The 25,917-nt window shown below is 66.2% G+C and carries 22 protein-coding genes; 13 read left to right on the forward strand and 9 right to left on the reverse strand.

Annotated features, from left to right (window positions below; all coding sequences use genetic code 11):
• The first annotated feature begins 10 nt into the window (after window positions 1-10).
• Together GOOTI_RS11350 and GOOTI_RS11355 are read left to right on the forward strand one after the other, a co-directional pair.
• Window positions 11-1,930 (forward strand): SDR family oxidoreductase, encoded by a 1,920-nt coding sequence (locus tag GOOTI_RS11350; RefSeq protein ID WP_007238731.1) that lies wholly within the window; start codon window positions 11-13, stop codon window positions 1,928-1,930.
• On the forward strand, window positions 1,927-2,997 hold the full coding sequence (locus GOOTI_RS11355; protein ID WP_007238732.1) for an alanine racemase: 1,071 nt from the start codon (window positions 1,927-1,929) through the stop codon (window positions 2,995-2,997). Before GOOTI_RS11350 ends, GOOTI_RS11355 begins: the two co-directional genes overlap by 4 nt.
• Window positions 2,998-3,514: 517 nt before the next feature.
• On the opposite strand, the gene GOOTI_RS11360 is transcribed toward GOOTI_RS11355, so the two are convergent.
• The 4 genes from GOOTI_RS11360 to GOOTI_RS11375 form a co-directional block, all read right to left on the reverse strand.
• The gene (locus GOOTI_RS11360) at window positions 3,515-5,116 is read right to left on the reverse strand and encodes a DNA polymerase Y family protein (RefSeq protein WP_007238733.1); all 1,602 of its coding nucleotides are present in this window, start codon (window positions 5,114-5,116) and stop codon (window positions 3,515-3,517) included.
• Window positions 5,116-5,964 carry a DnaE2-dependent mutagenesis accessory factor ImuA' gene (imuA', locus tag GOOTI_RS11365; protein WP_007238734.1) on the reverse strand — a complete coding sequence of 283 codons (849 nt, stop codon included), beginning with the start codon at window positions 5,962-5,964 and terminating at the stop codon, window positions 5,116-5,118. The genes GOOTI_RS11360 and imuA' overlap by 1 nt, the downstream gene beginning before the upstream one ends.
• Before the next feature lie 180 nt (window positions 5,965-6,144).
• Window positions 6,145-6,891 (reverse strand): dienelactone hydrolase family protein, encoded by a 747-nt coding sequence (locus tag GOOTI_RS11370; RefSeq protein WP_007238735.1) that lies wholly within the window; start codon window positions 6,889-6,891, stop codon window positions 6,145-6,147.
• Complete coding sequence (locus tag GOOTI_RS11375) at window positions 6,888-9,980, reverse strand: MMPL family transporter (protein WP_233425482.1); 3,093 nt, start codon at window positions 9,978-9,980, stop codon at window positions 6,888-6,890. The genes GOOTI_RS11370 and GOOTI_RS11375 overlap by 4 nt, the downstream gene beginning before the upstream one ends.
• Window positions 9,981-10,097: 117 nt before the next feature.
• Between GOOTI_RS11375 and GOOTI_RS11380 the strand changes: the two genes are divergently transcribed.
• The 4 genes from GOOTI_RS11380 to GOOTI_RS11395 all read left to right on the forward strand — a co-directional run bounded on the left by GOOTI_RS11380 (window position 10,098) and on the right by GOOTI_RS11395 (window position 13,186).
• A complete protein-coding gene (locus GOOTI_RS11380) occupies window positions 10,098-10,745 on the forward strand; it encodes a TetR/AcrR family transcriptional regulator (RefSeq protein WP_007238737.1) in 648 nt (215 codons plus the stop codon).
• Window positions 10,738-11,325, forward strand: a complete 588-nt coding sequence (locus GOOTI_RS11385) for a TetR/AcrR family transcriptional regulator (protein WP_007238738.1) — start codon at window positions 10,738-10,740, stop codon at window positions 11,323-11,325. The genes GOOTI_RS11380 and GOOTI_RS11385 overlap by 8 nt, the downstream gene beginning before the upstream one ends.
• A gap of 116 nt (window positions 11,326-11,441) precedes the next feature.
• Entirely contained in the window at window positions 11,442-12,527 is a 1,086-nt protein-coding gene (locus GOOTI_RS11390) for an FtsX-like permease family protein (protein ID WP_007238739.1), read from the forward strand.
• The gene (locus GOOTI_RS11395; protein WP_007238740.1) at window positions 12,524-13,186 is read left to right on the forward strand and encodes an ABC transporter ATP-binding protein; all 663 of its coding nucleotides are present in this window, start codon (window positions 12,524-12,526) and stop codon (window positions 13,184-13,186) included. The genes GOOTI_RS11390 and GOOTI_RS11395 overlap by 4 nt, the downstream gene beginning before the upstream one ends.
• 75 nt (window positions 13,187-13,261) lie before the next feature.
• Here GOOTI_RS11395 and GOOTI_RS11400 read toward each other — a convergent pair whose 3' ends face one another.
• Window positions 13,262-14,293 (reverse strand): Rv2578c family radical SAM protein, encoded by a 1,032-nt coding sequence (locus GOOTI_RS11400; RefSeq protein WP_039993968.1) that lies wholly within the window; start codon window positions 14,291-14,293, stop codon window positions 13,262-13,264.
• A 105-nt stretch (window positions 14,294-14,398) separates the two neighbouring features.
• Between GOOTI_RS11400 and GOOTI_RS11405 the strand changes: the two genes are divergently transcribed.
• On the forward strand, window positions 14,399-15,673 hold the full coding sequence (locus GOOTI_RS11405; RefSeq protein ID WP_007238742.1) for a serine/threonine-protein kinase: 1,275 nt from the start codon (window positions 14,399-14,401) through the stop codon (window positions 15,671-15,673).
• 49 nt (window positions 15,674-15,722) lie between these two features.
• Here GOOTI_RS11405 and GOOTI_RS11410 read toward each other — a convergent pair whose 3' ends face one another.
• Both GOOTI_RS11410 and GOOTI_RS11415 read right to left on the reverse strand, forming a co-directional pair.
• The gene (locus GOOTI_RS11410) at window positions 15,723-16,409 is read right to left on the reverse strand and encodes a response regulator (RefSeq protein ID WP_007238743.1); all 687 of its coding nucleotides are present in this window, start codon (window positions 16,407-16,409) and stop codon (window positions 15,723-15,725) included.
• Window positions 16,406-17,773, reverse strand: a complete 1,368-nt coding sequence (locus GOOTI_RS11415; RefSeq protein WP_007238744.1) for an ATP-binding protein — start codon at window positions 17,771-17,773, stop codon at window positions 16,406-16,408. Before GOOTI_RS11415 ends, GOOTI_RS11410 begins: the two co-directional genes overlap by 4 nt.
• 82 nt (window positions 17,774-17,855) lie before the next feature.
• Here GOOTI_RS11415 and GOOTI_RS11420 point away from each other — a divergent pair, with 82 nt between their 5' ends.
• A complete protein-coding gene (locus GOOTI_RS11420) occupies window positions 17,856-19,277 on the forward strand; it encodes a PspC domain-containing protein (protein WP_007238745.1) in 1,422 nt (473 codons plus the stop codon).
• The gene (locus GOOTI_RS11425) at window positions 19,274-19,486 is read left to right on the forward strand and encodes a hypothetical protein (protein WP_007238746.1); all 213 of its coding nucleotides are present in this window, start codon (window positions 19,274-19,276) and stop codon (window positions 19,484-19,486) included. Before GOOTI_RS11420 ends, GOOTI_RS11425 begins: the two co-directional genes overlap by 4 nt.
• A 12-nt stretch (window positions 19,487-19,498) precedes the next feature.
• Here GOOTI_RS11425 and guaA read toward each other — a convergent pair whose 3' ends face one another.
• On the reverse strand, window positions 19,499-21,064 hold the full coding sequence (gene guaA / locus GOOTI_RS11430) for a glutamine-hydrolyzing GMP synthase (RefSeq protein ID WP_039993972.1): 1,566 nt from the start codon (window positions 21,062-21,064) through the stop codon (window positions 19,499-19,501).
• 198 nt (window positions 21,065-21,262) lie between these two features.
• Between guaA and GOOTI_RS11435 the strand changes: the two genes are divergently transcribed.
• The 4 genes from GOOTI_RS11435 (at window position 21,263) to GOOTI_RS11450 (ending at window position 24,101) form a co-directional block, all read left to right on the forward strand.
• Window positions 21,263-21,916, forward strand: a complete 654-nt coding sequence (locus GOOTI_RS11435; RefSeq protein ID WP_007238748.1) for a biotin transporter BioY — start codon at window positions 21,263-21,265, stop codon at window positions 21,914-21,916.
• A 13-nt stretch (window positions 21,917-21,929) separates the two neighbouring features.
• Window positions 21,930-22,604 (forward strand): energy-coupling factor ABC transporter ATP-binding protein, encoded by a 675-nt coding sequence (locus GOOTI_RS11440; protein WP_007238749.1) that lies wholly within the window; start codon window positions 21,930-21,932, stop codon window positions 22,602-22,604.
• A complete protein-coding gene (locus GOOTI_RS11445; RefSeq protein ID WP_007238750.1) occupies window positions 22,601-23,203 on the forward strand; it encodes an energy-coupling factor transporter transmembrane component T family protein in 603 nt (200 codons plus the stop codon). The genes GOOTI_RS11440 and GOOTI_RS11445 overlap by 4 nt, the downstream gene beginning before the upstream one ends.
• Before the next feature lie 310 nt (window positions 23,204-23,513).
• On the forward strand, window positions 23,514-24,101 hold the full coding sequence (locus tag GOOTI_RS11450; RefSeq protein ID WP_007238751.1) for a cysteine hydrolase family protein: 588 nt from the start codon (window positions 23,514-23,516) through the stop codon (window positions 24,099-24,101).
• On the opposite strand, the gene GOOTI_RS11455 is transcribed toward GOOTI_RS11450, so the two are convergent.
• Window positions 24,070-25,857 (reverse strand): GMC family oxidoreductase N-terminal domain-containing protein, encoded by a 1,788-nt coding sequence (locus tag GOOTI_RS11455; protein WP_007238752.1) that lies wholly within the window; start codon window positions 25,855-25,857, stop codon window positions 24,070-24,072. The genes GOOTI_RS11450 and GOOTI_RS11455 overlap by 32 nt on opposite strands.
• Window positions 25,858-25,917: the final 60 nt, after the last annotated feature.

Consider the following 25,917-nt stretch of genomic DNA (forward strand, 5'->3'; position numbering starts at 1 on the left):
GAAGGCTGTCATGACCACGTACTTCATCACCGGCGGCACCGGATTCATCGGACGTCGAGTGATCGGCAAACTGCTCGACACACATCCCGACGCGCAGGTGTACGCGCTGGTGCGTGCGGGATCACGACCACGATTCGACGCGGTCTTTTCCGATGCAGCCTCCGATCGGCTGCATCCGGTCGTCGGAGACCTCACCTCCCCCGGTCTCGGAGTCGCCGACGACGAACTCCCCCAGATCGATCATGTGATCCATCTGGCCGCGATCTACGACATGACCGCCGACGCCGAGAGCCAGCAGCGCGCCAACGTCGAGGGCACCGCGCGCGTCATCGACTTTGCCGTCGAGCACGACGCGATGCTGCATCATGTGTCGTCGATCGCCGTGTCCGGCGATCACGACGGCGTGTTCACCGAGACTGATTTCGACCTGGGGCAGGGATTTCCGACTCCGTATCACCGGACCAAGTTCGAGGCGGAGAAACTCGTCCGTGACCGTGCGGGATTGCGGTGGCGGGTATACCGGCCGTCGGTGGTCGTCGGCGATTCACGGACAGGCGCGATGGACAAGGTCGACGGGCCTTACTACTTCTTCCCGCTCCTTGCACTTCTCGGCATGTTGCCGTCGAGGCTTCCTCTTCCGACGCCCGACCTCGGTCGACTCAATCTGGTTCCGGTCGATTTCGTTGCAGAGGCCATCGTGACACTCGTCGACCATGACCCACTGCGCGGTGGGCAGGTGTTTCACCTCGGCGATTCCTGTGACCGTGGGGTCATGGGAATGTACAACGCGCTGGCACCTGCGATCGGGTCACCCAAAGGTGTTGGCGTGGTGAGCAATCGAATCGTGGCACCCGCTCTTGCGATGACCGGATTCGGACCGATCGCACCCATACGCGATCTCATCGCGTCACAGGCCGGTATACCGCCCGCATTACTCGACGGCATGCAGATGACCGCGGACTTCCGTTCCGCTCAGACTCTCGCCCTACTGGGCAGGCTCGGCGTCACACTTCCCGACCTCGACGACTACGGCCCGCGTCTCTGGGAGTTCTGGACCGCGCACCTCGACCCATCGCGTCACCGGCGAGCCGATCCGCGCGGGCCACTCGTCGGGAAACACATTCTGATCACGGGCGGCTCGAGCGGAATCGGCAAAGCGACGGCGCGCATGTGTGTGGCTCGGGGTGCCGACGTGTACGTGGTCGCGCGCGACGTCGACGACCTGCACGCGGCCGTGACCGAACTCGAAGGCACCCAACCCAAGTCAGGACTGCCGGCAGGAAGGGTCTACGCCTATCAGTGCGACATCACCGACGAGGAGGCGGTGCGGACCCTGGTGAAGACCATCATCTCAGAGCACGGACACGTCGACGTTCTGGTGAACAACGCCGGGCGGTCCATTCGACGTTCGACACTTCATTCCGTTGATCGCTCACACGACTACCACCGGGTCATGGCCGTGAACTACTTCGGGGCGGTCAATCTGGTACTCGCGCTGCTTCCGCACATGATCGAGCGGCGGTCCGGTCGTGTGGTCAACGTGTCCTCCATCGCCGTGCAGACCCGCGGCGCGCGTTTCGGCGCATACGCGGCGTCGAAAGCCGCGTTGGAGGCGTTCAGCGAGTCGACAGGCGTCGAAACCCTGTCTGACCATGTGACGTTCACCAATGTGCGGCTGCCACTGGTACGTACCCGCATGATCGCGCCGACCGAGGCCTACCAGAACTCCGCCGGCGTGTGGAGCGTCGACAAGGCGGCGTCGAAAGTACTGGAAGGAATTCTGCGGCATCCGGCACGCATCAGCCCGCCCCTCGGTCAGCTCGCCGAGTTCGGACGGAAGTTTACACCACGGCTGACCTCACGCATCCTGCACCAGGAGTATCTCCTCGTCGACGAGTCGGCAGCTGCGCTCGGTACCGTTGAGCGGTGACCGATACCCCGTACCTCGTCGTCGACACCACTCGCCTCGATCGCAATCTCCAGGCGGTTGGCGATCAGGCGCGCCGCACGGGAGTCGACCTGCGTCCACACGCCAAGACACACAAGACAACCGAGCTCGCACGCCGCCAGATCGACAGCGGCGCAGTGGGTCTCACCGTGGCAACCATCGGAGAGGCAGAAGCCTTCGCCGCGGCGGGCTTCACTGATCTGTTCATCACGTATCCGCTGTGGGTGACCGAGCACAAAGGTGCGCGCCTGCGCGCGCTGGCACAGCATTCGGCTCTGCGGCTCGCCGTCGACTCGATCGCGGGTGCGCAGCGGATGGCGGCGGAGGTGAGCAGGAGCGATGTCGAGGTGCTGGTCGAGGTGGATTCGGGCCAGCACCGCACCGGGGTCGTCCCCGAGTCCGCGGGTGAGGTCGCAGCCGCTGCGCGCGACGCCGGCCTCGACGTTATCGGGGTGTTCACTTTCCCGGGCCACGGATACGGTCCCGGCGATGCACGCAGCGACGCGGCACGACAGGAGGTCGCAGCGCTCGCCGAAGCCGCCGACAGGCTGCGTTCGGTCGGCATCGAACCGCGGGTGCGGAGTGGGGGTTCCACGCCCACGGTCGAGTTCGCCGGGGACAGCGGCGTCCTGACCGAGATCCGCCCTGGCGTGTACCCGTTCTACGACGCCCAGCAGATCGAACTCGGCGTCTGCGGATTCGACGACGTCGCGCTGACCGCGGTGAGCAGCGTCGTCCATCGCGATGGGCACCGCGTGGTACTCGACGCGGGCAGCAAGATCATCGGGGCCGACCGTCCCGCGTGGGCCAGTGGACACGGTCGGGTACTCGACGAGCCGGACGCGCGGATCGTCGGACTCTCCGAACACCACGCCGTGGTCGAGTACCCGCTCAGCGCCGTCGTCCCCGAACTCGGCGCCACGGTGCGCGTCATACCCAATCATGTCTGCACCGCGGTCAATCTCGTCGACGAGTTGGTCGTCGACGAGGCGCGTTCCGGCGGCGCCGCGGACCGCTGGCCGGTGATCGCCCGCGGCGCCAACAGCTGAGCGCGGAACGGGGTGCCGCGCGGAACGGGGGTGCCGCGGAGGCGGGGCTCGGGTGGTGCGGGGCAGTGCAGAAACTCGGGGAAGGATTCCTTCCGCGGGTTTTGCACCCTTCCCCGGGAAACAACACGCGGAAAGGTCAGAAAGTAGCGGAAGAGTGCCGGCCCAGCGTCAAAACCCGCGGAAGAACCGCGGCCCACTGACAAAACCCGCGGAAGAGTGCCGGCCAGCGACAAAACCCGCGGAAGAGTGCCGGCCCAGCGACGAAACCCGCGGAAGAGTGTCAGCCAAGGCCCCGCACTGCTCGGGGCGGCCGCACCGCTCGCCAAACCCCCTGCAGAAACCCAGAGAGGAAGCCCTTCCGCGGGTCTTGCACCCTTCCCCGCGAAACAACACGCGGAAAGGTCAGAAACCCGCGGAAGAACCGCGGCCCTGTGTCAAAAAACCCGCGGAAGAAACCCTCCCCCTACTTTCTGCCTTTCTGCCCGCCAGCGCGCGCCCACGAGCCGAAGCGGCCGCGCTACTCGTACACACCCTCGACCAGCCACCCGCCCGCTCGGTAATAGAGCAGCAGGGCGCGCGAATCCTCCAGGAGCACTTGGACTCTGGCGATGATTCCGGTGTCGTCCATACCTGCGGGCCACGGCCCGGCCCACCAGCTCAGTGCCCAGGTGTCGAGGACCGCGCCCTTCCCGCCACGCGCGGTGCCCCCGCTGCGCGCCATACGCACGACGGCGGGTTCTTCGGAGAACGCCCCACGACCGGTGACGGTGACCGGCTGCCCCGACGCGTCGATCAACGACACCGGGGTGCGGGACATCACCGTGGGTGCGGGCTGGGGAACCCGCCCGGGCCAGGGGGCCTTCGGGTCGTGTTCGGGGGTCTTCTCGTCGCCCAGCGGGATCAAGGTGATCTGATCCGACGGTCCGCGGCCACCGCTGCGCACGGGCACCTGCACGGAATCGCCGCCCAACAGTCCCTGCACACGTTCCAACGACCTGCGGGCACGCTCGGAGACCTCCGATTCGCCGGGTAACCCCGCGCCCGTCAGCGCGTAGTGCAGCGCCCCGGCATCGACCGTCTCGACCGGTTCGAGTCGCAGCATCGCGATGGGCGAATCCGGACGCGTGTCGCCGCGGTTTCTACCACGCCCCGCGCCGGTCAACCACCCTTCCAACTGCCAGCGAATCCGATCGGCTGTGGCGTCGGGTGTGAGTGGCTGCGCACACCGCCATATCCGCGAATGTCGTTGTCCACGTTCGGTGATGGCTTCGACCTTGAGCTTGGTGCACGCCGCGGGCACATCGGAGAGCCTGCGATGCAGCATGTCGGCGAGCCGTCGGCCCGCGAAGGCCGCCGAGTCGATCCGGTCGATCGGCGGGTCGCAGACGTAGTCGACGACCAGTTCCGGTGCGGCGACGATCCCCGCGGGCCGCCGATCAGGCAGCGCGTTGGCCAATCGGTGTGCCACCGCGGCGTCGGCGGAGAACCGGGTGGCGACGTCGCGCGCGGGCATGGCAGCGAAATCGCCGATGGTGACCAGGCCGAGTCGTCGTAGCAGGTCGACGAACTCGGTGCGTTCCGGGCACGACAGGCTCGGTTCGGCGTTGAGTTCGGCCACCGGCAGCTCCGCCAGATAGGCGCGGTCGCCGCCCGGATCCACATGCTGTCCGCGACGGGCGGCGACCACCGCGGTGAACATCTCGTCGGCGACACCGACCTGGGATTCCACTCCGCAGACCGAGACCTGGTCGATGAGCTGTTCTGCGAGCGACGCCTCTCCCCCGTGATGTCTGGCCGCCCCGTCGGCCGGCATCACCAGCAGACCCGGCCGCAACACCTCGACCACCGCGACCACCTCGGCGACCGCTGCCACCACCGGTTCGAAGAAGCGTGCGTCGCGATCGACGTCGGCAGTGAACACCTGCATCTCCGGGCACACCGCCTGCGCCTGCCTTTTCCGCATACCGCGCCGGACCCCGGCCGCACGCGCGGTGGCGGAGCACGCGGTGACCCGGTTGGCCGAGAGCACCGCGATCGGGTGCGCAGGGGGGAGATCCTCGTCGGCAGCCGCTGCCGTCGCAGGCCAGTCCGGGCACCACAGGGCCATGATCCGCCCCATCAGTTAGCCACCGCGGTGAGTGCCGAATCCATCGCACCCGCTGCAGGCTCGACCGGACGTGTCAGACCCACGAGACCTCCCGGCCCGCCGGATGAGCCGACGGCACTCAGATCGACGTCGGCGCTGCGTGATCGACGGTCGCGCCCGGTGGCGGTGACCTGTAACCGCAGTCCGCCGATCCTGCCGTGCCCGCGACGCGCCGCGGCGAGGTCGGCACCGACACCACCCGGCACGTGACGGTAGGTCAGCACCGACGCCTCCATCCGGATCTGGGCGCCCGGCCAGTGCCCGTCGACGACCATCAGCGCCGACGAGTGCTGCCGCACCCGCCCGCTCACCACCCTGCAGCGCGCGGGCGCGACGTCGACGCCGCGCAGCCCCAGGACGACCAGATCCATCCCGTCGAGGAGCACCGAGGCGATCTCCACCGGATCGACACCCGGATCGGGCACCGTCGCGATGCGGGCGAGGTCGGCGCCCATCTCGGCGGCCGACAACAGATTGAGCCACGGCAGTCCGACGATGCCCACCTGACCACCACCACGACTCACCGCGGCGATCATCGCGACCACCAGCGAACGCGCGCCGGAGCAGCCGACCACACTCCCCCGTGCGATCCCCCCGCGTCCCGCGGATTGGCCTCGCGGCAACAGATCTGCGAGGACATCGGGTAGCGGGAGACTGTCGTCGACCTCAGCCGAACGGTCGGCGGAGGGGCGATCAGGCATCCCCGACAGCACCGCCATGCGTTTGCGTAACCGGGCGAGCGTATCGGCGCGATCATCGCCATCCGAACCCTCCCCGGCGCCCTGCGACGGGCACGGATGAGCCAACGGCAAAACACTCATGAAAACCTCCTGGCCAGCGTGGATGATGCGTGGCGAGCCGGGAAGTTGCTGCGCCGTCGGTCGCTCGGATCACCGAGTCGGATCGAACGTTTTTTCGATACGGCGATCGTACGACGCCCCTCCGACAAGACGCAACAGCGCAGGTGCCGGACAGTCAGACGGGGCGCGACTCAGCGCGACTCAGGCGGAGAATCGTGCATCGAGAAAGGCGAACACGCGGGCCCAGGCATCCGACGCCGCATCCTCGTCGTAGTGCATCCCGACGACTCGCAGCACCGCGTCGGGAACCGAATCGATGCGATTGGCGAAGCTGTGCCCGACCCCGGAATAGGTCTTGATGTCCGAGGGGATCTTGTGCTTGTCGAGGACACGCCGCAGACGCGATTCGCCGAACGGGATCAGCGGATCGCGCGCGCCGAACGATGCCACCACCGGGCAGGTGTCCGCCGTGACGGCACGGTAGGTGGTGAGGCTTCCGTAGAACGGCGCTGCCGCGACGTACCGTGCATCGCCCTCGAGAAGCGCGAACCCGCCGCCCATGCAGAATCCGACGATGGCCACCTCACCGGTGGACAGCGGGTCAGAGGCCAGACGACGTCGAGCGCTCTCGAGAATCGCGAACACCGGTCCACGCCCCGAGACCAGTGACCGCATCGTGGACACGATGCACGCGGCACGATTCGTACCGGCGGTGAACAGCAGCGGCGCCAGCGCCAGGTACCCGTGGTCGGCGACGATACGTAGCGTGCGCACGATGTCGTCCTCGGCACCGGTGATGTCATGCACCACAAGGACAGCCGGCAGCGGACCGTCCGAATCGGCGGGTCGGGCCATCAGCGCCTCGACACTCGTTGAGTCGCCCGCAGCCGCAGGCAGCGACTCGTCACAGTCGACGACGAGCGACTCGACGATGGTGTTCGCGGTCATGATGATGTTCCTTTCGGAGAAGACGGGGAGGTCGACGTGGCGCCGTCGGATACCGCGAGCCCGCCACCGGACGACGGCCACCAGATCCGTGAGCCGAGCACATGCAGTACCGACGGGACCAGCACCGTCCGCACCACGGCGATATCGAGCAGCAGTCCGATGCCGATGGTGAATCCGGTCTGCAGGAGGAGGATGACCGAACCGCTCATGAGCGCGAACATCGTGACGGCGAAGACGATCCCTGCCGTGGTGATGACCCGGCCGGTGCTACCGAACGTCCGTAGAATCGCCGACGTCGTTCCGCTCGAGGAGTTTTCCCGAACACGCGAGGCGAACAGCATGCTGTAGTCGGCGCCGACGGCCACCAGACTCATGAACGAGACGGGTAGCACCGACCAGTGCAGCCCGATACCGATGATGTGTTGCCACACGAGCACACTGATGCCTGCTGCACTGAGAAACGACAGCAACACCGTGGCGACCAGGATGAAGGGCGCGAGCAGGCTGCGCAACAGAGCGACCAGGATGACGAACACCGCGGCAAGCGCAACGATCCCGAACATCAGGAAGTCCTTCTCCGACTGCGCGATGAGGTCCGAGGTGATCGACGTCAGTCCGGTCGCATCCACACGTGCGTGTGACAGGCCACTGCCCTTCAGAGACTGTTCGGCAGTCGTCGAGATGTCGGATACATGGCTGGTCGCCTGCTCACCGTAGGGATTTCCCGACGGGATCACAAGCATACGAGCCACCCGGCCGTCGGACGACATGAGCATCTTCGACCCCGCCACCAGCCGTGGATCCTCGAATGCACTGCGCGGCAGATAGAACCCCGCGCCGGGGCCCTGCGACGTCGCCTTACCCATCTCCGAGAGATATCCGGAGGCCTCGTCGAGTCCGCTGCGGAGTTGGTCGGTCATCGACACAACGGTGTCGGTCCCGGTCTTGGCTTCCGAAAGCCCCTGTGCCAGTTGATCCATACCCGACGTGAGCTGTCCCATACCGTCGCGCAGTCGTGTGAGATCCGAGCGGATGGACTCCGGCGAGCGCCCGCCCAATGATGCAGTGAGGGTGGAGATGGCCGAGAGTCCGGCGCGCAGATCGGGCATGACCGACGACACCGTCCGCAGGTCGTCGGGATCGAGGTTCGCCGCGTTCTGCGCCGCCGTGAACGCCGCGCTCAGCGCATGATTCGACATGCCGTCGAGTTGCGCGAACAGCGATCGCCCCTGCATACAGAGCGGCGAACTCAGACACTGCGCGGAGGGTTGCGGGGACGCATACGGAGCGAGCGCCCGCGAGAGCGAATCGATGGCCTGCCGCTGTGAGTTCAGCGTCGACACCAGCGTCTGCAGTGACGACAGTTGCGGTTCCAATCGCGCGAGTACCTGGGCCAATGACTGACCGTCAGCGGTCCGGGCGGTAGCGATGTTGTCGGCCAGGGGAAGCAGATCGAGAACCGAGTTCGACAGGTCGACAACCTGGTTGACGCCCGACACCAGCTCGGGCAGTTGCTTGGTCGACTCGACCGCACCGTCACGAAGCGCGGTCATGCCCTGTGTCAGTCGCTCCAGATCCGGTCGGGCGTCTCCGATCTGGGTTCCGGCGTCGGCGAGTCGACCAGCGATCAGTGCCGCCTGGTATCCGATGGCCGATTCGGGCAGTTGGCGACCGTCGGGCCTGGTCAACGAGCGTACGTACGCGACGTTCGGGAGGTCGGTGACCGCTGAGGCAACGCGATCGAGCGCGGCGAGATCGGTGGTGGTACGCATGTCGTGATCGCTGCGGATGATCAGGAACTCCGGGACGATTTCGTTTGCGCCATAGTGTTTCGCGACGAGATCGTACCCGCGGGAGCTGTCGGTGGGATGCAGCTGCATGGCGTTGTCGTCGCCGTTGGCGCGGAAGGTCACGACGGGTACCGCCAGCAGGATCAGCAACAGCAACGACGCCCCCGCCAACGCGCCGGAGCGGCGCAGGATGAAGCGACCGCGGCGGCGCCAGATGAAGTCTCGGGAAGGCCGTGGTTCGATCCTGCCGTGTCGGCCAAGAATGGCCATCATCGCGGGAGTGAATGTCAGTGCGACAGCGAGTGTGACGACGAGTCCGATCGCAATCGGCGGCCCCGAGGTGGTGAACATCCCGTTGCGGGCCATGAGCATCGCCGTGGCCGACGCCGCAATGGTGAGTGCCGACGCCGTGAGTACCTCCCCGACACTGAGCCCGGCGAACCCGACAGCCGACCGGGACGGGAGCCCCTTCCGTCTGCCGTCGTGATAGGCGGCCATCTGGAAGATGGCGTAGTCGGTACCCGCGGCCAACACCAGCGCGGTCATCAACGTGACGGTCAGCGTCGACAACGCGAGTGCCCCGTTGTCTCCCAACCCGGACACCACGGCACGCGACGCCGCCAACGACACACCGATCGTCAGGAGCGGCACCAGCGCGGCGATCACCGAGCGATACGACATCACCATGAGCACCGTGATCAACAGGACCGAGACCGCGGTGATCACGACCATCGATGTGTCCAAGGACGTGAACTCGTCGACGACGACCGGCGCGGGACCCGAGAAATGGGTCTGCAGACCCGCGGGCTTCTCGACAGCATCGAGATGATGACGAACCGCTTCGGTGGCGCGATGTGCCGCCGCAGTACCGATGGCTCCCCGTTCGGCGACCAGCAGCGTGATCGCCTTGCCGTCGGGGCTGACCGCGTAGTCGCGCGTCGCCGGATTCCCGAACATGTCCAGCACGTACGAGACGTGCTCCCGGTCATCGAGCAGCCGCTGCACGACCGCGGAGTAATAGCGCTCTTCTGCAGGTCCGATCACGTTATCGCCTGCCATCACCACCGACCCGACCGCCGTGGAGGGATCATTGCCGAAGTCACGCGCCATATCGGCGATCGCCTGTGTCGACGGCAGATCCGCAGGCACGATCGCGGCTGACTTCTCTGCCGCCGTCTGCTCGATCTGGGGTATCGCGATGTTGAGGGCACCGACCACGACGACCCAGAAACCCACGACCCACCATGGGTAGGCCGCCGCCAGACGGCCGGGGGCCGCGAGCACCGATCGTGCCGTCACGCTTCTCCCCATACGCGGTCGACGTCGCATCCCCACCCTCTCGCGAGACATTTAGACACAAAATGACTCATTGATCGAGACGGTAGCATCGTGCGTAATCGAGGACAAGAAGGGCTCATGAGCAACGACGATGCGATGTCGGCGATACGCCAACTCCTCATGACGCCCGATGTCGATTCCGAACAACCGTCCGCGGTCACCGACGTCCTCGAGGCCGCCGTCGGCGTGATCCTCACGATCGGATGGCAGCGGTTGACGATGGCCGACGTCGCCAAGCGGGCAGGCGTCGCCCGTGCCACCGTGTACCGCCACTTCGCAACCAAGGACGATCTGCGACGCGCGGTGGGCGCGCGGGAGGTCCAGAAGTTCCTCCTAGAAATACTGGAATTGCGTTCCGCCGCACCAGATCTCGAGTCCGGAATGGTAGCGGCCGTCCGTCACATCATCAACGAGGTCCGCACCAATCCACTGATCGCACGCCTGCGCGAGACCGACCGCGAGTTGCTCATGGACGTGGTCTCCCGCGACGACATCGTGACCTACGCGACGCAGTTCTGCGCGCAGATGTGGCGGACACAGCTGTACGCCGCCGACGATGAGATCGCCGAGGCCGACTGGAACCACCTGCTCATGGTCAGCGAGATCACCGTTCGGGTGTCACTGTCACTCGCATTGAACCCCACCACCAGCACCGATCTCAGCACGGAAGAGGGCGCCACCGACTTCGTGCGCAGATTCACCAAAGCCCTCCTGCCTGATGCCTAGGATCAAGGCCGGGTCGGTCGCCGAACACCGCGCCGCCGTCATGGCCCAGCTCCTCGACGGCACCGAACGGCTCCTCTTGTCCGGACCGGATGCCACGCTCACCGCCGCGGGCATCGCCGCGGAGGCCGGCATCGCGCGCAACAGCATCTACCGCTACGTGTCCTCGGTCGACGATCTGATCGAGATGGTGCTCGAGCGTGGGTTCACCGACTGGTCGACCGCCGTGACGGAGCGCGTGGCCGAAGCACCCGACCCGCGCACAGCCATCCTCACCTACGCGGAGGCCAACCTCGAGTTCGCGGCTGACGGCCGACACGCCTGGCGCACCGCCATCTCTCGAATTCACCTGTCCGACAACGCGCGTAGCAGAGTCATGGCCCTACACGAACAGATCACCGATACCCTCCACGAGGCCATCGCCGCCCTCGACGTGCTCGACACAGACCTCACCGAGGCCACCGTCGGCGCCATCGTCGACGCCTGCATCGGCCGCGTCGACGCCGGGCAACCGGTGTCCGAGGTCATCGACCATGCACGCAAGACCGTCGGCGCGGTGCTCGACGCCTGCATGCCTGACTGACGATTCGACGTTCCGACCCCAGCGCCTCGGGAGATCTCGCACACAGAATTTTGGGGACACGGTGTCCCCATGTGTAGATTCACTTAGCGACAGTATGTCTCTAAGAAGGAACCCGAATGTTTGTCGCTCTCCACGAGTTACGCGCGGCCTGGGGCCGATTCATGTTGATGGGTGTGGTGATTGCCCTGGTCTCCGCCCTGGTCGGAATGGTCTCCGGCTTCACCATCGGCCTCGGCAACGACACCGTATCCGCACTGCGGGCCATGCCCACCGACTCAATGGTCTTCGCCAAGGGGACATCCGATTTCACCCGCAGCGTGCTGACCGGGGATCAGGTCTCGGCTTGGGCTCGACACTCCGGTGTGAACGCACACCCGCTCGGCATCGGGATCTTCCACGGCGAGACGTCCGACGACTCGTCGGTCGACATGGCCGTGATCGGAGCCGAACCGCACAGTCCCCTGCTTCCGGCGACCACCCATGGCCGGCAGGTCGCGGCACCGGGCGAGGTGGTGGTCTCCGAGGGCTTGGCGGACAGCGGGATTCGTATCGGCGATTCCATCAGGATCGACAACTCCGACGTCGGACTCCACGTCGTCGGCATCACCGACACACTCTCCTACGGCCACGTGGCAGCCGCATACGTCCCCCTCGACACCTGGCGACTCCTACGTTTCGCACCCGACGGGAACCTGCGCCCACACGACGAGGGAGCAGCCGGAGCGATCGCACTCACCGGGGGCAGCGCACCTGCGGAACTCGCTGACACGCATGTGGTCGGTGAGGACGTCATTCTCGCTGCGGCACCCGGCTATTCGGGAGAGCGACTGACCATGAACTCGATCATCGCGTTCCTCTACGTCATCGCGCCGCTCATCGTGGCAGCCTTCTTCGCGGTCTGGGTCGTCCAGCGTCGCTCCGTCTATGCACTACAGCGCGCACTGGGGGTGTCGCGCCTGGCACTCGTGGGCGCCGCACTGGCGCAGGCAGCCGTGGTCGTGGTTCTTGCGACCGTCATCGGTTCGGCCATCGCGTATCTGCTCGGCCTCGCGATGGGCTCGGCCGTTCCGTTCGATCTACCGGCAACGTCATTGGCCACCACCGGCATCGCCGTCATCGCGGCGTCGATGATCGGCTCGGCTATCAGCCTCCGATGGGTTCTGACAGCAGACCCCCAGATCATGTTAGGAGAATCGCGATGAGCCTCGACCTACACGACATCGTCGTCGAATATCGTTCCAGCACAGAGACATCACGTGTCCTCGACCACGTGTCGATGAGTTTCGCCCGTGGCCGGATGACCACGATCACCGGCCCGTCGGGATCCGGCAAGTCGACGCTGCTCGGCGTCTGCGGAGCGCTCCGACGACCCGATGGCGGAACTCTCACTCTCGACGACACCGATGTCACGGCGCTGTCCGACCGTCGTCGCACGGAGTTGCGCAGACACCAGGTGGGGTATGTGTTCCAGAGCGGAAATCTCTTCCCCGGACTCACCGCGATAGACCAGGTGCTCGCGATGGCGGCGATCTCCGGGCGACGACCACGCTCGATGCGGGCTCGCGCGCACGAACTGCTCGACGCGGTGGGGCTCGCCGACGCTGTCCAGTCGAGGCCCGAGCAGCTGTCCGGAGGCCAGCGGCAACGGGTCGCGATCGCCCGTGCACTGATCCACGAGCCCAGAATCCTCCTCGTCGACGAACCAACGGCAGCGGTCGACCGATCACAGGCAGGCACGATCACGGATCTGCTGCACAGCGTGACGACCGAGCACGACTGCATTACCGTCGTCGCCACACACGACCCGGAGGTCGTGGCCCGCGCCGATGCCACGGTCGACCTCGCCCACGCGGTTCGGTGACCTCTCGCGCTGATGAGCGCGCACCGATCTCGTCCTTGAACAGCCGCGGTGGAGCCCGAGGGAGCGCCGACCGCATCAGAACAGCGTCAAGGCCTCAGCCAACTGCGGCGTACCGACGAGGTCGCGCTCCTCGGAACCATCGTGCTCGCCCCTGCCGTGGTCTCGACCGGCAAGGCCGTGACGGGCCACCAAGGGCTGCAACCGATCTCGCAGCCACGATGAGTACTCCGCGGTGACATAGGCACCACGCCCATAGAGGCCGCGGTACTTGCGCACCAGCGCCGGGTGGTTCTCGGCGAGCCAATTCATGAACCATGGCTTCGTCGAGCTGCGCAGATGCATCGGAAACGCCGTCACACCGGCGGCGCCCGCCTCGGCGAGTGCTCCGAGCAGCGCGTCGAGATGCGCGGTGGAGTCGCTCAGATACGGGATGACCGGCGCGACCATCACGTGTGGCGCGAAACCCGCCTCGGCGATAGCACGAATGAGCTCCAGCCGCGCCCGCGGCGACGCCGTCCCGGGTTCGATCTGTTTCTGCAGGTCGTTGTCGAAGATCGCCAACGACACACCGATGCTCACCGGGATCTGCCCGGACGCCTGACGCAGCAGGGGCAGATCCCGACGTAACAGCGTGCCCTTCGTCAGTATCGATATCGGGGTGCCCGACTCCGCCAACGCGGTGATCACGCCGGGCATCAGGCGATAGCGCCCCTCGGCACGCTGATACGGATCGGTGTTGGTACCGAGCGCGACGGTGTCCTGTTGCCAGGAGCGCCGACGGAGTTCTTTGCGCAACACCGCGGCGACGTTGAGCTTGACCACCACCTGGGAGTCGAAATCACGGCCGGCATCGAGGTCGAGGTATTCGTGCGTCGGCCGCGCGAAACAGTAGCGGCACGCGTGAGAACATCCGCGAAAGGTGTTGACCGTGAACCGAAACGGTAGTCCCGACCCCTCCGGCATCGCGTTGAGCGCACTCTTGGCGAGTACCTCGTGAAAGGTGATGCCCTCGAACTCCGGGGTCTGCACAGACCGCACGAGGCCAGCACGCGCAAACCCGGGTAGCGCGCCGTCGTCGACTTCGACCACTTGTTCGGACCACCTCATGGGACGAGTCGAACATACGTACTAGGTGGTGTCAACCCGCCTCACGACCGCGACAGTCGGCACCGAGCAACGACCGCGAGTCCGTTACGCGGCTATCATGCCGGTATGTCATTCGCCGACAGCTATCGCACACCGGGTCCGCAGTACCTGGTGGCAGGCCGATATCGGCTGCGATCGCGAATAGGCGGCGGCGGCATGGGCACCGTGTGGCTCGCGCGTGACCAACTCCTCGACCGCGACGTCGCGGTCAAGCAGGTGCTGTCCACCGAGGGCCTCTCCGACGATTCTGCCGACAACGCGCGTAAGCGCGCCATGCGTGAGGGGAGGATCGCGGCAAAACTCGCCCACCGCAACGCGATCGCCATGCACGACGTCGCGCTCGACCGTGGCGAACCGTGGCTGGTGATGGAATATCTGCCGTCGCGCAGCATCGCACAGATCCTCCACTCGAGCGGGACGCTGGAGGTGACCGAAGCCGCCAAGATAGGTGCACAGGTGGCTGACGCCATGACCGAAGCCCACGCGGCAGGGATCGTCCACCGCGACATCAAGCCGGGCAACATTCTGATCTCCGAGTCGGGGCGTAACGCGGGGCTGGTGAAGCTCACCGACTTCGGGATCTCTCGCGCCAAGGACGACGTCTCACTCACCCAGACCGGCGTGATCACCGGCACACCAGCCTATTTCGCACCGGAGGTCGCACGCGGCGCGGAGCCGTCGGAGGCCTCCGACGTCTACTCACTCGGCGCGACGATCTACACGATGGTCGAGGGCGAACCACCGTTCGGCGTCGACGACAACTCCCTGGTGATGCTGCACAAGGTCGCGCGGGCGCAGATCAATCCGATGACCCGCGCAGGCGCTCTCGAATCGGTGTTGTTGCAGATGCTCGAACCGAGTCCCAAGAAGCGGATCACGATGTCGCAGGCGCGTGACGAACTCGTCGCCGCGGCCTCGGGCGGACACGCGAGCGCCGACCAGGTGCTCACCAGTCTCATCCCCCGCTCGGGGGTCGCCACCCTGCCGCCACACCCGCGTACCGATCCGGGTGTCGGTGCCCGCCAGGGACAGCCTCATTCGGGTCGCTCCGCCTCCGACTATCCGGCCGCCGCTTTTCGTTCGACACCGTCGCGCCCGACCTCGAGCGGCGGAGCGTCGGTGGCGGGTGGCTGGCAGACCTCACAGTCGGCTGCGCCGTCGACTCATCGCGATCACACGCTCGTGTCGTCGACGCCGCACTTCCCGTCGGAGATGTACTCGAGTCCCCCGCCCCGGCAGCACTCATCGGGAACGTCGAGCACCGCTCTGGCAGCGGCCGTATTCGTCTTCTTCGTGGTCCTCGCCATCGTGGTGGTCCTTGCCATCGCACTGATGCGCTGATCGGCGCGACTCACGCACCTGTCCCCGCCGCAGCGAAACCCCCTGCAACTCAGCCGATGTGCCGTGTGGCGGCCCACCTGGTGAGCGCGTTGCGATTGGACTGTTGGGTTTTGCGGAGCACGTTCGATGCGTGGGTCTCGACGGTTTTGATGGAGATGAACAACTCCTCCGCGATCTCGCGATAGGTGTATCCGCGCGCGAGAAGCCGTAGAACCTCGAGTTCGCGTCGCGTCAGCGAGTCGAGTTCGGGATCGAGGGCGGGTTCGGGTGCCGACGACTTGCCGGTGAAGGAGTCGAGCACGAAACCCGCGAGTCGCGGACTGAACACCGCATCACCGTCGGCGACCCTGCGCACCGCATCGGCCAGTTCACGTCCGTCGATCGTCTTGGTCACGTAGCCACGGGCGCCCGCGCGTATCGTCGCGATGACGTCTTCGGCGGCGTCGGACACGCTGAGTGCGAGGAACACCGGCGCGTCGTCACCCAATGATTCTGTGACACCACGTAATACCGACACCCCACCACCGGCAGGCATGTGCACGTCGAGGAGGACGACGTCGGGTCGCAGCCGGGTGATCGCCGTGACCGCGTCGGACACCGTACCCGCCTCGCCCACCACGTGCAGTCCGGCTTCGTCAGCCAGTTCTGCACGGACCCCGGAGCGGAACACAGCGTGGTCGTCGACGAGGAAGACGCGGTGGGGTGCGTCGGGTACGGTCGTGCTCTGCTCGGTCATCTCGCCTTTCCGTGGTCGATCGTCGCGTTCTGGTGTACCCGGCCGTCGTTTTCCCGGTGCTCGTCTGCTCGATTCTGCACCGGCTCGTCATCGCTCGACCCGGCGGTACGCACAGCAGTGTGCTGGACGTCGCGCGGCATCGTCAGTCGCACGTTGGTCCCCCGCCCCGGCGTCGAATCGACGCGCGCGCAACCACCCGCGCGTTCCATCCGCGCCACGATCGACCGGGCAAGTCCTTGGCGGTCGGGGTCCACGGAGTCGGAGTCGAATCCGACGCCGCGGTCACGCACGTACACTTCGACCTCCTCCTCCCCGACCTCGAGATACACGTCGACGCTGCGTTCACCGGAGTGCTTGGCTGCGTTGACCAGTGCCTCGCGGGTCGCGCCGACCAGTGCGGGCCAGCGGCGGGCGTCGCGCGCCTGGCCGTGTCCAGCCCCCTCGTCTGGTCGCAGGTCGCCGACGGTCACCACTTCGACCTCGATTCCGTAGGTGTCCTCGACCTCTGCCCCGACGTCGCGCATCGAAGCACTCAGCGATGTCCCACGTTGCGCCGGGTCGCCGAAGAGCCAGCCGCGCAACTCGCGTTCCTGACTGCGTGCCAGCCGCGCGACCTCCTCGGGTTTGCCCGCTTGCTTCTGGATGAGGGCGAGTGTCTGGAGTACCGAATCATGCAGGTGTGAGGCGATCTCTTCGCGTTCGGCGTTGCGGATGCGCGCGGCTCGCTCCTCGTTGAGGGCGCGCCACAGTCGCATCCACAGCGGAACGGTGAGCAGGACGACGCCGATCAGGGTGGCGGCGACGGCTAGCAGGGTGGTGCTCAGCCCCCCGTAGTTCCGTCGGCTCGCGACGACGATCACCACCAGACCGCCGATGACGAGCACCGCACCACCTGCCAATCGGGTCCAGGTGAGTGCGGTGCTGCGCGGCGCGGTTTTCGACGTGTCGAACTCACGCCACACCAGACCTGCACCCACCATGACGAAGACGAACGGTACGAGGTACGCCGCGGGTGTCCCCGACGCCGCAAACCCCACCACCGTCATCGCCACCAGTGCCAACAACGCCAGACCCAACGCCTGCCGACGCTCGCCTCGCGCGGGCGGCGTGGTGTCGTCACCCTGCGGGCAGAAGAACCAGAGCAGTCCGTATGCCAGTACGCCGGCACCCGCGAGGGCGGCGAGCACGACGAAGACCACCCGTACGCGGAACGCGTCGACGCCCAGGTGGTCGGCGACGCCACCCGCGACGCCACCGATGACCCGTCCGGCGTCGCGACGGACCAGCCGTGGTGCCGGTGGCAGGTCTGGGGAAACAGGGGTGGTCACATCTCGATACTGCCGCACCTCCCCCCGTCCCCACATCAGGGTCGATCCCCGATTTCCGGGGGAACGTCAGGGTCGGTCCCCGATGTCGGCTGCCTGTGGAGGCAGCAGGATGTGGGTCATGGACGCCACACAGTTCCGTAACCAACTCGAAGAGCTCTGGCGCACGCGGCCGGTACGCCCGGCCGGTCCGCGCACGGTCGCCGGGGTCTGCAGCGGCATCGCATTTCGCTACCGGGTCGACCCGACGCTGGTGAAGGTAGCTTTCGTAGTGTCGACGCTGTTCGGCGGAAGTGGCCTGATCCTCTACGTCGCGGCCTGGATCGCGTTTCCGTCGAGCACTGCCGTTGCCGCGCGCCCAGACGGGCACCGCCGGCTACGACGCGACGGACGACGAGGTGACGGACAGCGACGGCGGCGGCACGGCGGTCACAACAATCCGAAGTTGCTGGTCCTCATCGTTGTGTGCGTGGTGATCCTGACCTCGATCGGACCTCGCGGCACCTGGGGTTCCGGGGCGCTGCTGGGGATGATCCTGATGGTGCTCGGCTGGTGGTTGTTGTTCCGTCGAACGCCGGAGCCGGCGCCGGGTACGAGCGCTGACACCCTCACGCCCGAAGGGATCACGCCCGCGGCAGACCAGTTCCAGCGGTGGACTCCACGTGGGGTGCGCGTCGGTGCGACGAGCGCCTGGCCTTCCGCCCCGGCAGATCCCCGCTTCGGCGGCCAGTCGAACGACGCCGACGGTCAGCCGACGGCCCCCCTTCAGAACGCCACGACCACGACGACCGTCGACACGACCACCGCAGACCCGACGCCCGCGTTCGGGTCAACGAATAGGGAGCCGCCGTCGTGGGATCCGCTCGGCGCCGCGCGATTCGCCTGGGATCTCCCGGAGCCGACGGAGCCCGAAACTGCTCCGCAGCCCGTCGAACACCGTTCGCCGAAGGCGCCGTTGCTCGTGTTCGGGGCGACGCTGATCGTGGCGATGGCCGGGGTGGCCGCACATCAGGCGGGCGTCGAGTGGTTCAGCGTGACCCGCATCCTGTCGATGGCACTGGCCGTCGTCGGGATCGGCATGGTGGCGATCGCCGCACGTCGTGGTTCGGCCCAGCACAGGACGGGCGGTCTGGTGCCGCTCGCGATCACGCTGGGCGTCGCGGTGATCGTCAGCGCAGCCGTCACCGGTTGGTCGGCCCAGGACGGTGGGGGCCCGATCCCGCCGGGCGGGGTAGGTGAACGAACGTATGCGCCCATGAGGGAGAACGACATTCGCGACGCCTATTCGGTCAGCATCGGAGATCTCGAACTCGATCTGCGGAGCGTGGATCTGACCACCGACCGCACCGTCGATCTGCGTGCCGGCGTCGGACAGGTCACGGTACGGGTCCCGCGCGACATGAATGTCCGGGCGAACTGCACCTCGAACGTCGGAGAAGCGCACTGCCCTGAAGGTCTGTCCATCGGTAGCGCAGGCAACCACGCGCCGGTCCTGACGATCAACGCACACAACAATCTCGGCAACGTGGAGGTGCTCCGATGAGTCACGACAACCCCAGCGATCGGACGCACGCGGGCGACGGTCGCCGATCGGTGGGCCTCGCACTGCTCGGAGTGGTCGCCATCGCGATAGCCGTGTGGGGCCTGGCGGGCTCACCCGACTTGCCGTCGGCATCGGTCATCGGGTGGGTGGTGATCGGCGTCGGACTCGTCGCCGGTTTGGTGCTGCTGGTCAGTGGCGCCCGACGGTGATCGGGCGCGCGACTACTCCCACTCGATGGTGCCCGGCGGCTTGCTCGTGACGTCGAGGACGACACGGTTGACATCGGGCACCTCGTTGGTGATCCGAGTGGAGATGATCTCGAGCACCTCGTACGGAACGCGAGTCCAATCGGCGGTCATCGCGTCCTCACTGGACACGGGGCGCAGCACGATCGGATGCCCATAGGTGCGTCCGTCGCCCTGCACTCCGACGCTGCGCACATCGGCAAGCAACACGACGGGGCACTGCCAGATCTGATTGTCGAGCCCGGCAGCGGTCAGTTCCTCGCGGGCGATGAGGTCGGCCTTGCGCAACATCGACAGCCGATCGGCGGTCACCTCGCCGACGATGCGGATCGCCAGTCCCGGTCCGGGGAAGGGCTGGCGGCCGACGATCTCCTCGGGGAGACCCAGCTCGCGCCCTACCGCACGCACCTCGTCCTTGAACAGCAGTCGCAGCGGCTCGACGAGGGTGAACTCCAGGTCATCCGGCAGTCCACCGACATTGTGGTGGCTCTTGATGTTCGCGGTGCCGCTCCCGCCACCAGACTCGACGACGTCGGGGTACAGGGTGCCCTGGACGAGGAAGTCGACCTTCTCGCCGTCAGCCGCCCGATCGCCGAGTACGTCGCTGACCGCTCCCTCGAAGGAGCGGATGAACTCGCGGCCGATGATCTTGCGCTTCGTCTCCGGATCGCTGACGCCCGCGAGCTCGTCGAGGAACTTGTCCGCTGCGTCGACCGTCACGAGTCGAGCACCGGTGGCGGCGACGAAATCGTGTTCGACCTGCTCGCGTTCACCTGCGCGCAGGAGCCCGTGGTCGACGAACACACAGGTCAGTCGATCGCCGATGGCGCGCTGCACCAGAGCCGCTGCCACCGCGGAGTCGACACCACCGGACAGCCCGCAGATCGCAAGACCATCACCGATCTGATCGGAGACCTGATCGATGAGCGCGTCGGCGATGTTCGCAGGTGTCCAGTCGGCCTCGAGCCCGGCGATCTCGTAGAGGAACCGGGTGAGCACCTGCTGTCCATGCGGTGTGTGCAGCACCTCGGGGTGATACTGAACGCCGGCCATCTTCTTGTCGACGGACTCGAAGGCGGCGACCGGCGCGCCGGGCGTCGATCCGGTGACGGTGAATCCGTCGGGTGCCACCTGCACGGCGTCGTTGTGGCTCATCCAAACAGGCTGGTTGTGGTCGAGCCCCTGGTGCAACACACCGTCGCCGTTGAGCGTGAGGCTCGTCCGCCCGAACTCACGCCCACCGGTGTTGGCGACCTCACCGCCGAGTGCGGCCGCCATCGTCTGGAAGCCGTAGCAGATGCCGAAGGCGGGGATGCCGAGCTCGAGAATCGCCGGGTCGAGGCTGGGTGCGTCGTCTGCGTACACCGAGGCCGGACCGCCGGAGAGGATGATCGCCACCGGGTCCTTGGCCTTGAACTCCTCGATGGACGCGTCGTGCGCGATGACCTCCGAGTAGATGCGCGCCTCACGAACGCGCCGTGCGATCAGCTGCGCGTACTGAGCGCCGAAGTCGACGACGAGCACCGGGCGTGGGCCCTCCACGAAGTCGGCTGACGAGTTGCCCGCGACGTCGGTCGAGACATCATCGGCGGGGGTGGCCGTGGGAGTGCCGGCAGAAGAGTCTGTCACCGTTCCATTCTATGCGTGACCGTTGCGGCTCCTTGAGTGACCGCCACGACGGAGCGCCGGGCGGGCGTGCGGAGAGTGCCTTCGTGACGTCGTGGAATACTCCTTGTCACCATGAGTACGTCAGACGAGCGCGAAAAGGCCAGGTCATCAGCGCACAAGCCGAGCAGGCGGTGGCTGTCGATCTCGATCTCCGACCTCACCCAGGCGGCGGTCTTCGCCGCGTTGATCGCAGCGCTGGGACTGCCCGGCCAGATCAGCGTGGGTAGTGCGGGTGTGCCGATCACGTTTCAGACGCTCGGTGTGATGCTGACCGGCGCGATCCTCGGCCCCAAGAAGGGCACGCTGGCAGTGCTGATCTTCATGGTTCTCGCCATCGCCGGGTTGCCGATTCTCTCCGGCGGTCGGAACGGACTCACCTCGCTCTCGTCACCGACCGCCGGGTTCTTCGTCGGATTCCTGCCGGGTGTGTTCGTCATCGGGGTGCTGACCGCTCTGATGATGCCGAAGTACCGCGTGATCCCGGGCATCGTCTCCAACCTCATCGGTGGCGTCCTGGTGATCTACGCCTGCGGAACGATCGGTCTGATGATTCGAGCCGACCTGACACTGTGGGCGGCGATCGCGGCGAACGGATGGTTCATCGCAGGTGACGTGGTCAAGGCGGTGATAGCGGCGTTGGTCGCCTCGCAGGTCCACCGCGGCTGGCCGGGACTGATCACTCCGTTGCGGTTCTCTCGCGGACGACTGTCGACACCGACCGCGTGACATCCGAGCGCCCGTGATCGAATTCCGCGACGTCTCACACGCTTTCGACGGCCGATGCGTGCTCCGTGACATCACGGTGTCGCTTCCCGAACGTCGCATCGGCATCGTCGGAGCCAACGGAAGCGGCAAGTCGACACTCGCGCGGATGATCAACGCACTCGTCGTGCCCGACACCGGGACCGTGGTCGTCGACGGACTCGACGCCGCCAAGGACAAACGTCGCGTTCGACGTCGGGTCGGATTCATCTTCTCCGATCCCGATCGTCAGATCATCATGCCGACGGTGCGTGAGGACATCGAGCTCTCACTGACCAGAACCGAGCTGAACAAGGCCGAACGTCGCGACCGGACGATGGATGTGCTCGATCGTTTCGGTCTCGCCGGTCACGCCGATCAGCCGGCGAGCAGGTTGTCGGGCGGTCAGAAACAGCTACTCGCACTCGCCGCGGTGTTCGTCACCGAACCGGCGATCCTCGTCGCCGACGAACCGACGACGCTCCTCGATCTACGCAACAGCAGGATGCTGCGACGCGTGTTCGCCGACCTCGACGTCCAGCTCGTCGTCGTCAGCCACGACCTCGATCTCGTCGCCGACTTCGACCGCATCCTCGTGATCGACGACGGCACGATCACCGTCGACGACGTCCCCGACGTCGCGCTGCGCGCGTATCGGGAGGCGATGGCGTGAACCCGCTCGGCACCTACCGACCCGGGAACTCGCTGGTGCACAGGCTCTCCCCCGGCGTGAAACTACTGGGCCTCGCGGCGGGAATTCTCACCATCACGCTGTGCGTACGATCGCTGCCCGCACTCGCCATCGCCGCGGCGGCGGTCACCGTCGTCTACGGGCTTGCCGGTATCGGTCCGGTGACCGCGTGGCGCCAGTTCCGACCCACGCTATGGATCCTCGTCTTCGTCCTCGTCTTCCAGCTGATCTTCACCGACTGGCGTCGCGCCGTTCTGGTCACCGGAATACTCGCGCTGTCGGTGCTGCTCGCCGCGATCGTCAGCCTGACCACCCGCACCACCGACATGCTCGACTCGATGACACACGCCATGACGCCGCTGCGACGACTCGGCGTGCGCACCGACCTCATCGCGATCGCGCTGGCGCTGACGATCCGCACCATCCCGTTGATCGTCGAGATCGCCGGCCAGGTCGACGAGGCACGACGAGCTCGGGGTCTCCGACCGGGCGCTCGAATCCTGGTGGCGCCCATCGTGATCGCCGCACTACGCACCGCCGACGGGTTCGCCGAGAGCCTCAGCGCGCGGGGGTTGGACTGACCGCCACTGCCTCGGCGTTCACCGCCAGCGACGAGGAACGCGCCTACAGTCGTGCGCGGGCACACCTCGACGACCTCATCCTGGCACTCAACGAATCGTCGCCGGGTCCACCGAAGTGATCGGCACTCGCGCGGGTATCCGAACCATGCTCGCCCCCATCGTCATCGGAGATTGCGAACCGTCGACAGGTGGACCAAGGCCTCAGCGCGCGAGAACGCGCTGGACCGGGCGCAAGCCATCCTCGCGTAGGCTGGGTGGCCGCCCGTGCGGTCACCACCGCGATCGCGAAACAACGGAGGTCCGGCCAGACATGGATGTCACTGCCCTACTCGTTCTGGACTACCAGTACGGCACCGTCGATCAATTCGGCACCGAGGAAGCACTGCATGCCGCCGTCGCGGCCGTCGATGCAGCGCGGGCGCACGGAATTCAAGTCTATTTCGTCCGTACCGCATTTCGACCAGGGCTACCCGAGATCGGTACGGGCAACAAGATATTCAAGAAGTCGGGCGAATTTCCGATGGCGTCGGATCACGCCGCCACCATTCATCGAGATTTCCACCGAAACGACACCGACATCCTCGTCACCAAACGTCGCGTCAGCGCCTTCTCGGGCTCCGATCTGAGCATGCTGCTCCGGGCGTCGAACACGACCAGTCTGGTTCTGGCAGGAATCGCGACCAGCGGGGCGGTCCTCTCCACTCTGCGAGAGGCGGCTGATCTCGATTTCGAGCTGACTGTCTTGGCTGATGCGTGTGTCGACTTCGACGACGCTGTCCACGACGTACTCATCGAGAAGGTGTTTCCGATGCAGGCCGACGTAACGACTTCACAGCAGTGGATCGAATCGCTGCGTCAGCGCTCACTCATCGCGCCGTCGCAGGCTCCACCGGAGTGATCGGAAGCCGCAACGCGCCCGGTGCGTCCGCGGGAACCACCGGATGTGCAGGCGCGGTCGGCGCCAGCCGCCGGTAGTCGCTCCCCTGCTCTGGACGCTGGTCTTCCTGACCTTTGTTGGGCCACAACGAGATAGCGCGCTCGGCCTGCGCCGAGATCGTCAGCGATGGATTCACGCCGAGGTTCGCCGACACGGCGGCCCCGTCGGTGACGTGCAGGGTCGGGTAGTTCCACACGCGATGGTAGGCGTCGATGACACCGGCGGCCGGATCGTCGGAGATCGCACAGCCGCCGAGGTAGTGCGCGGTCAGCGGCATGTTCATGATGTCACCCCACGTACCGCCCGCGAGGCCACCGGGCAGAATGGCGGCGATACGTCGGGTGGCCTCGTTGCCCTTCGGAATCCACGTCGGGTTGGGTTCCCCGTGTCCCTGCCTGCTGGTGATGTAGCGGAACGGACCGCGCTTGCGCATGAACGTGGTCAACGAATTGTCGCTGCTCTGCATCACCAACGCGATCACCGTGCGCTGACTCCACTTCCGCACGAAGAGGAGTCGTACGAGCAGGAAAGGGTTGCGTGCGACCTGCTTGAGGAACTGTCCGAATCGGTTGAGCCTGCTCCCGCCGTCGGTGAGCACAGTCTGCAGGTAGGCGATGGCGTTGCTGCCCTTGCCGTAGCGGACCGGCTCAATGTGGGTGTTCGGCTCCGGATGGAATGACGACGTGATCGCCACTCCGTGCGAATAGTCGTGCTGCGGATCGTATTTCGCAGCCATCGCACCGAGGATCGATTCGGAGTTGGTACGCGTGAGCCTGCCCATGGCGTCCGAGATCTTCGGCAGAGTGGTGTTCTTGGCCCGGTGCAGCAGCTTCTGTGTGTTGAACGTGCCGGCAGCGACGATGACCTGATCCGAGGTGAACGTGCGCCGACGACGGCCGAGTGGCCCCCACGACGACGAGCCGATCGTGCTGACCTCCCATGTTCCGTCGACGCGCTGAATCAACCCGTCGACGGTGGTGCGATCGATGATCGTCGCGCCGTTGCGTTCGGCGAGCCCGAGGTAGTTCTTCATCAGGGTGTTCTTCGCACCCACTCGACATCCGGTCATGCACGCTCCGCATTCGGTGCAGGCCGTGCGTTCAGGGCCTGCACCACCGAAATACGGGTCGGGCACGGTCTCGCCCGGAACACCTTCGAGTCCGGTCTTCGCACCGAAGAACACGCCGACCGGCGTCGACGTGAAGGTGTGGGCGGCGCCCATCTGTTCGGCGACGGTTCGCATCACTCGATCTGATTCCGTGACAGTCGGATTGGTGACCACACCCAGCATTCGACGAGCCTGCTCGTAGTGCGGCGTCAGCTCCGCCTCCCAGTCGGTGATGTCGTTCCACTGCGGATCGGTGAAGAACGGCGTCGGCGGCTTGTAGAGGGTGTTGGCGTAGTTGAGCGATCCGCCGCCGACACCCGCTCCCGCCAGGATCATCACGTCCTTGAGCGCGTGAATGCGCTGGATGCCGTACAGACCGAGTTTGGGGGCCCACAGCCATTTGTGCAGGCGCCAACTCGTCTTGGCGAACTCGTGGTCTTCGAACCGGCGTCCGGCTTCGATCACCCCGACGCGGTACCCCTTCTCGACGAGACGCAGCGCGCTGACGCTGCCGCCGAACCCGGACCCGATGATCAGAACGTCGAAATCGCGTTCGTCACTCCTGCTACTGCGCTGGTCGACCGCGTCGAAACCATGGTGGGCTGCCATAGCCGATCATTCTAACGGCGGTTGTCACATGCCGTGACGGCGGTCTCACCCACCCGAGGA

This window comes from Gordonia otitidis NBRC 100426 (assembly GCF_000248075.1).
GTDB lineage: Bacteria > Actinomycetota > Actinomycetes > Mycobacteriales > Mycobacteriaceae > Gordonia > Gordonia otitidis.

Bases quoted from the DNA above. Each gene is read 5' to 3' on its own strand.
- GOOTI_RS11370 (WP_007238735.1), bottom strand. From the start codon at position 6,891: ATGACCGCGAACACCATCGTCGAGTCGCTCGTCGTCGACTGTGACGAG.
- GOOTI_RS11385 (WP_007238738.1), top strand. From the start codon at position 10,738: ATGCCTAGGATCAAGGCCGGGTCGGTCGCCGAACACCGCGCCGCCGTC.
- GOOTI_RS11390 (WP_007238739.1), top strand. From the start codon at position 11,442: ATGTTTGTCGCTCTCCACGAGTTACGCGCGGCCTGGGGCCGATTCATG.
- imuA' (WP_007238734.1), bottom strand. From the start codon at position 5,964: ATGAGTGTTTTGCCGTTGGCTCATCCGTGCCCGTCGCAGGGCGCCGGG.
- GOOTI_RS11360 (WP_007238733.1), bottom strand. From the start codon at position 5,116: ATGGGGCGGATCATGGCCCTGTGGTGCCCGGACTGGCCTGCGACGGCA.
- GOOTI_RS11455 (WP_007238752.1), bottom strand. From the start codon at position 25,857: ATGGCAGCCCACCATGGTTTCGACGCGGTCGACCAGCGCAGTAGCAGG.
- GOOTI_RS11350 (WP_007238731.1), top strand. From the start codon at position 11: ATGACCACGTACTTCATCACCGGCGGCACCGGATTCATCGGACGTCGA.
- GOOTI_RS11405 (WP_007238742.1), top strand. From the start codon at position 14,399: ATGTCATTCGCCGACAGCTATCGCACACCGGGTCCGCAGTACCTGGTG.
- GOOTI_RS11400 (WP_039993968.1), bottom strand. From the start codon at position 14,293: ATGAGGTGGTCCGAACAAGTGGTCGAAGTCGACGACGGCGCGCTACCC.
- GOOTI_RS11415 (WP_007238744.1), bottom strand. From the start codon at position 17,773: ATGTGGGGACGGGGGGAGGTGCGGCAGTATCGAGATGTGACCACCCCT.
- GOOTI_RS11450 (WP_007238751.1), top strand. From the start codon at position 23,514: ATGGATGTCACTGCCCTACTCGTTCTGGACTACCAGTACGGCACCGTC.
- GOOTI_RS11425 (WP_007238746.1), top strand. From the start codon at position 19,274: ATGAGTCACGACAACCCCAGCGATCGGACGCACGCGGGCGACGGTCGC.
- GOOTI_RS11410 (WP_007238743.1), bottom strand. From the start codon at position 16,409: ATGACCGAGCAGAGCACGACCGTACCCGACGCACCCCACCGCGTCTTC.
- GOOTI_RS11420 (WP_007238745.1), top strand. From the start codon at position 17,856: ATGGACGCCACACAGTTCCGTAACCAACTCGAAGAGCTCTGGCGCACG.
- GOOTI_RS11435 (WP_007238748.1), top strand. From the start codon at position 21,263: ATGAGTACGTCAGACGAGCGCGAAAAGGCCAGGTCATCAGCGCACAAG.
- GOOTI_RS11380 (WP_007238737.1), top strand. From the start codon at position 10,098: ATGAGCAACGACGATGCGATGTCGGCGATACGCCAACTCCTCATGACG.
- GOOTI_RS11395 (WP_007238740.1), top strand. From the start codon at position 12,524: ATGAGCCTCGACCTACACGACATCGTCGTCGAATATCGTTCCAGCACA.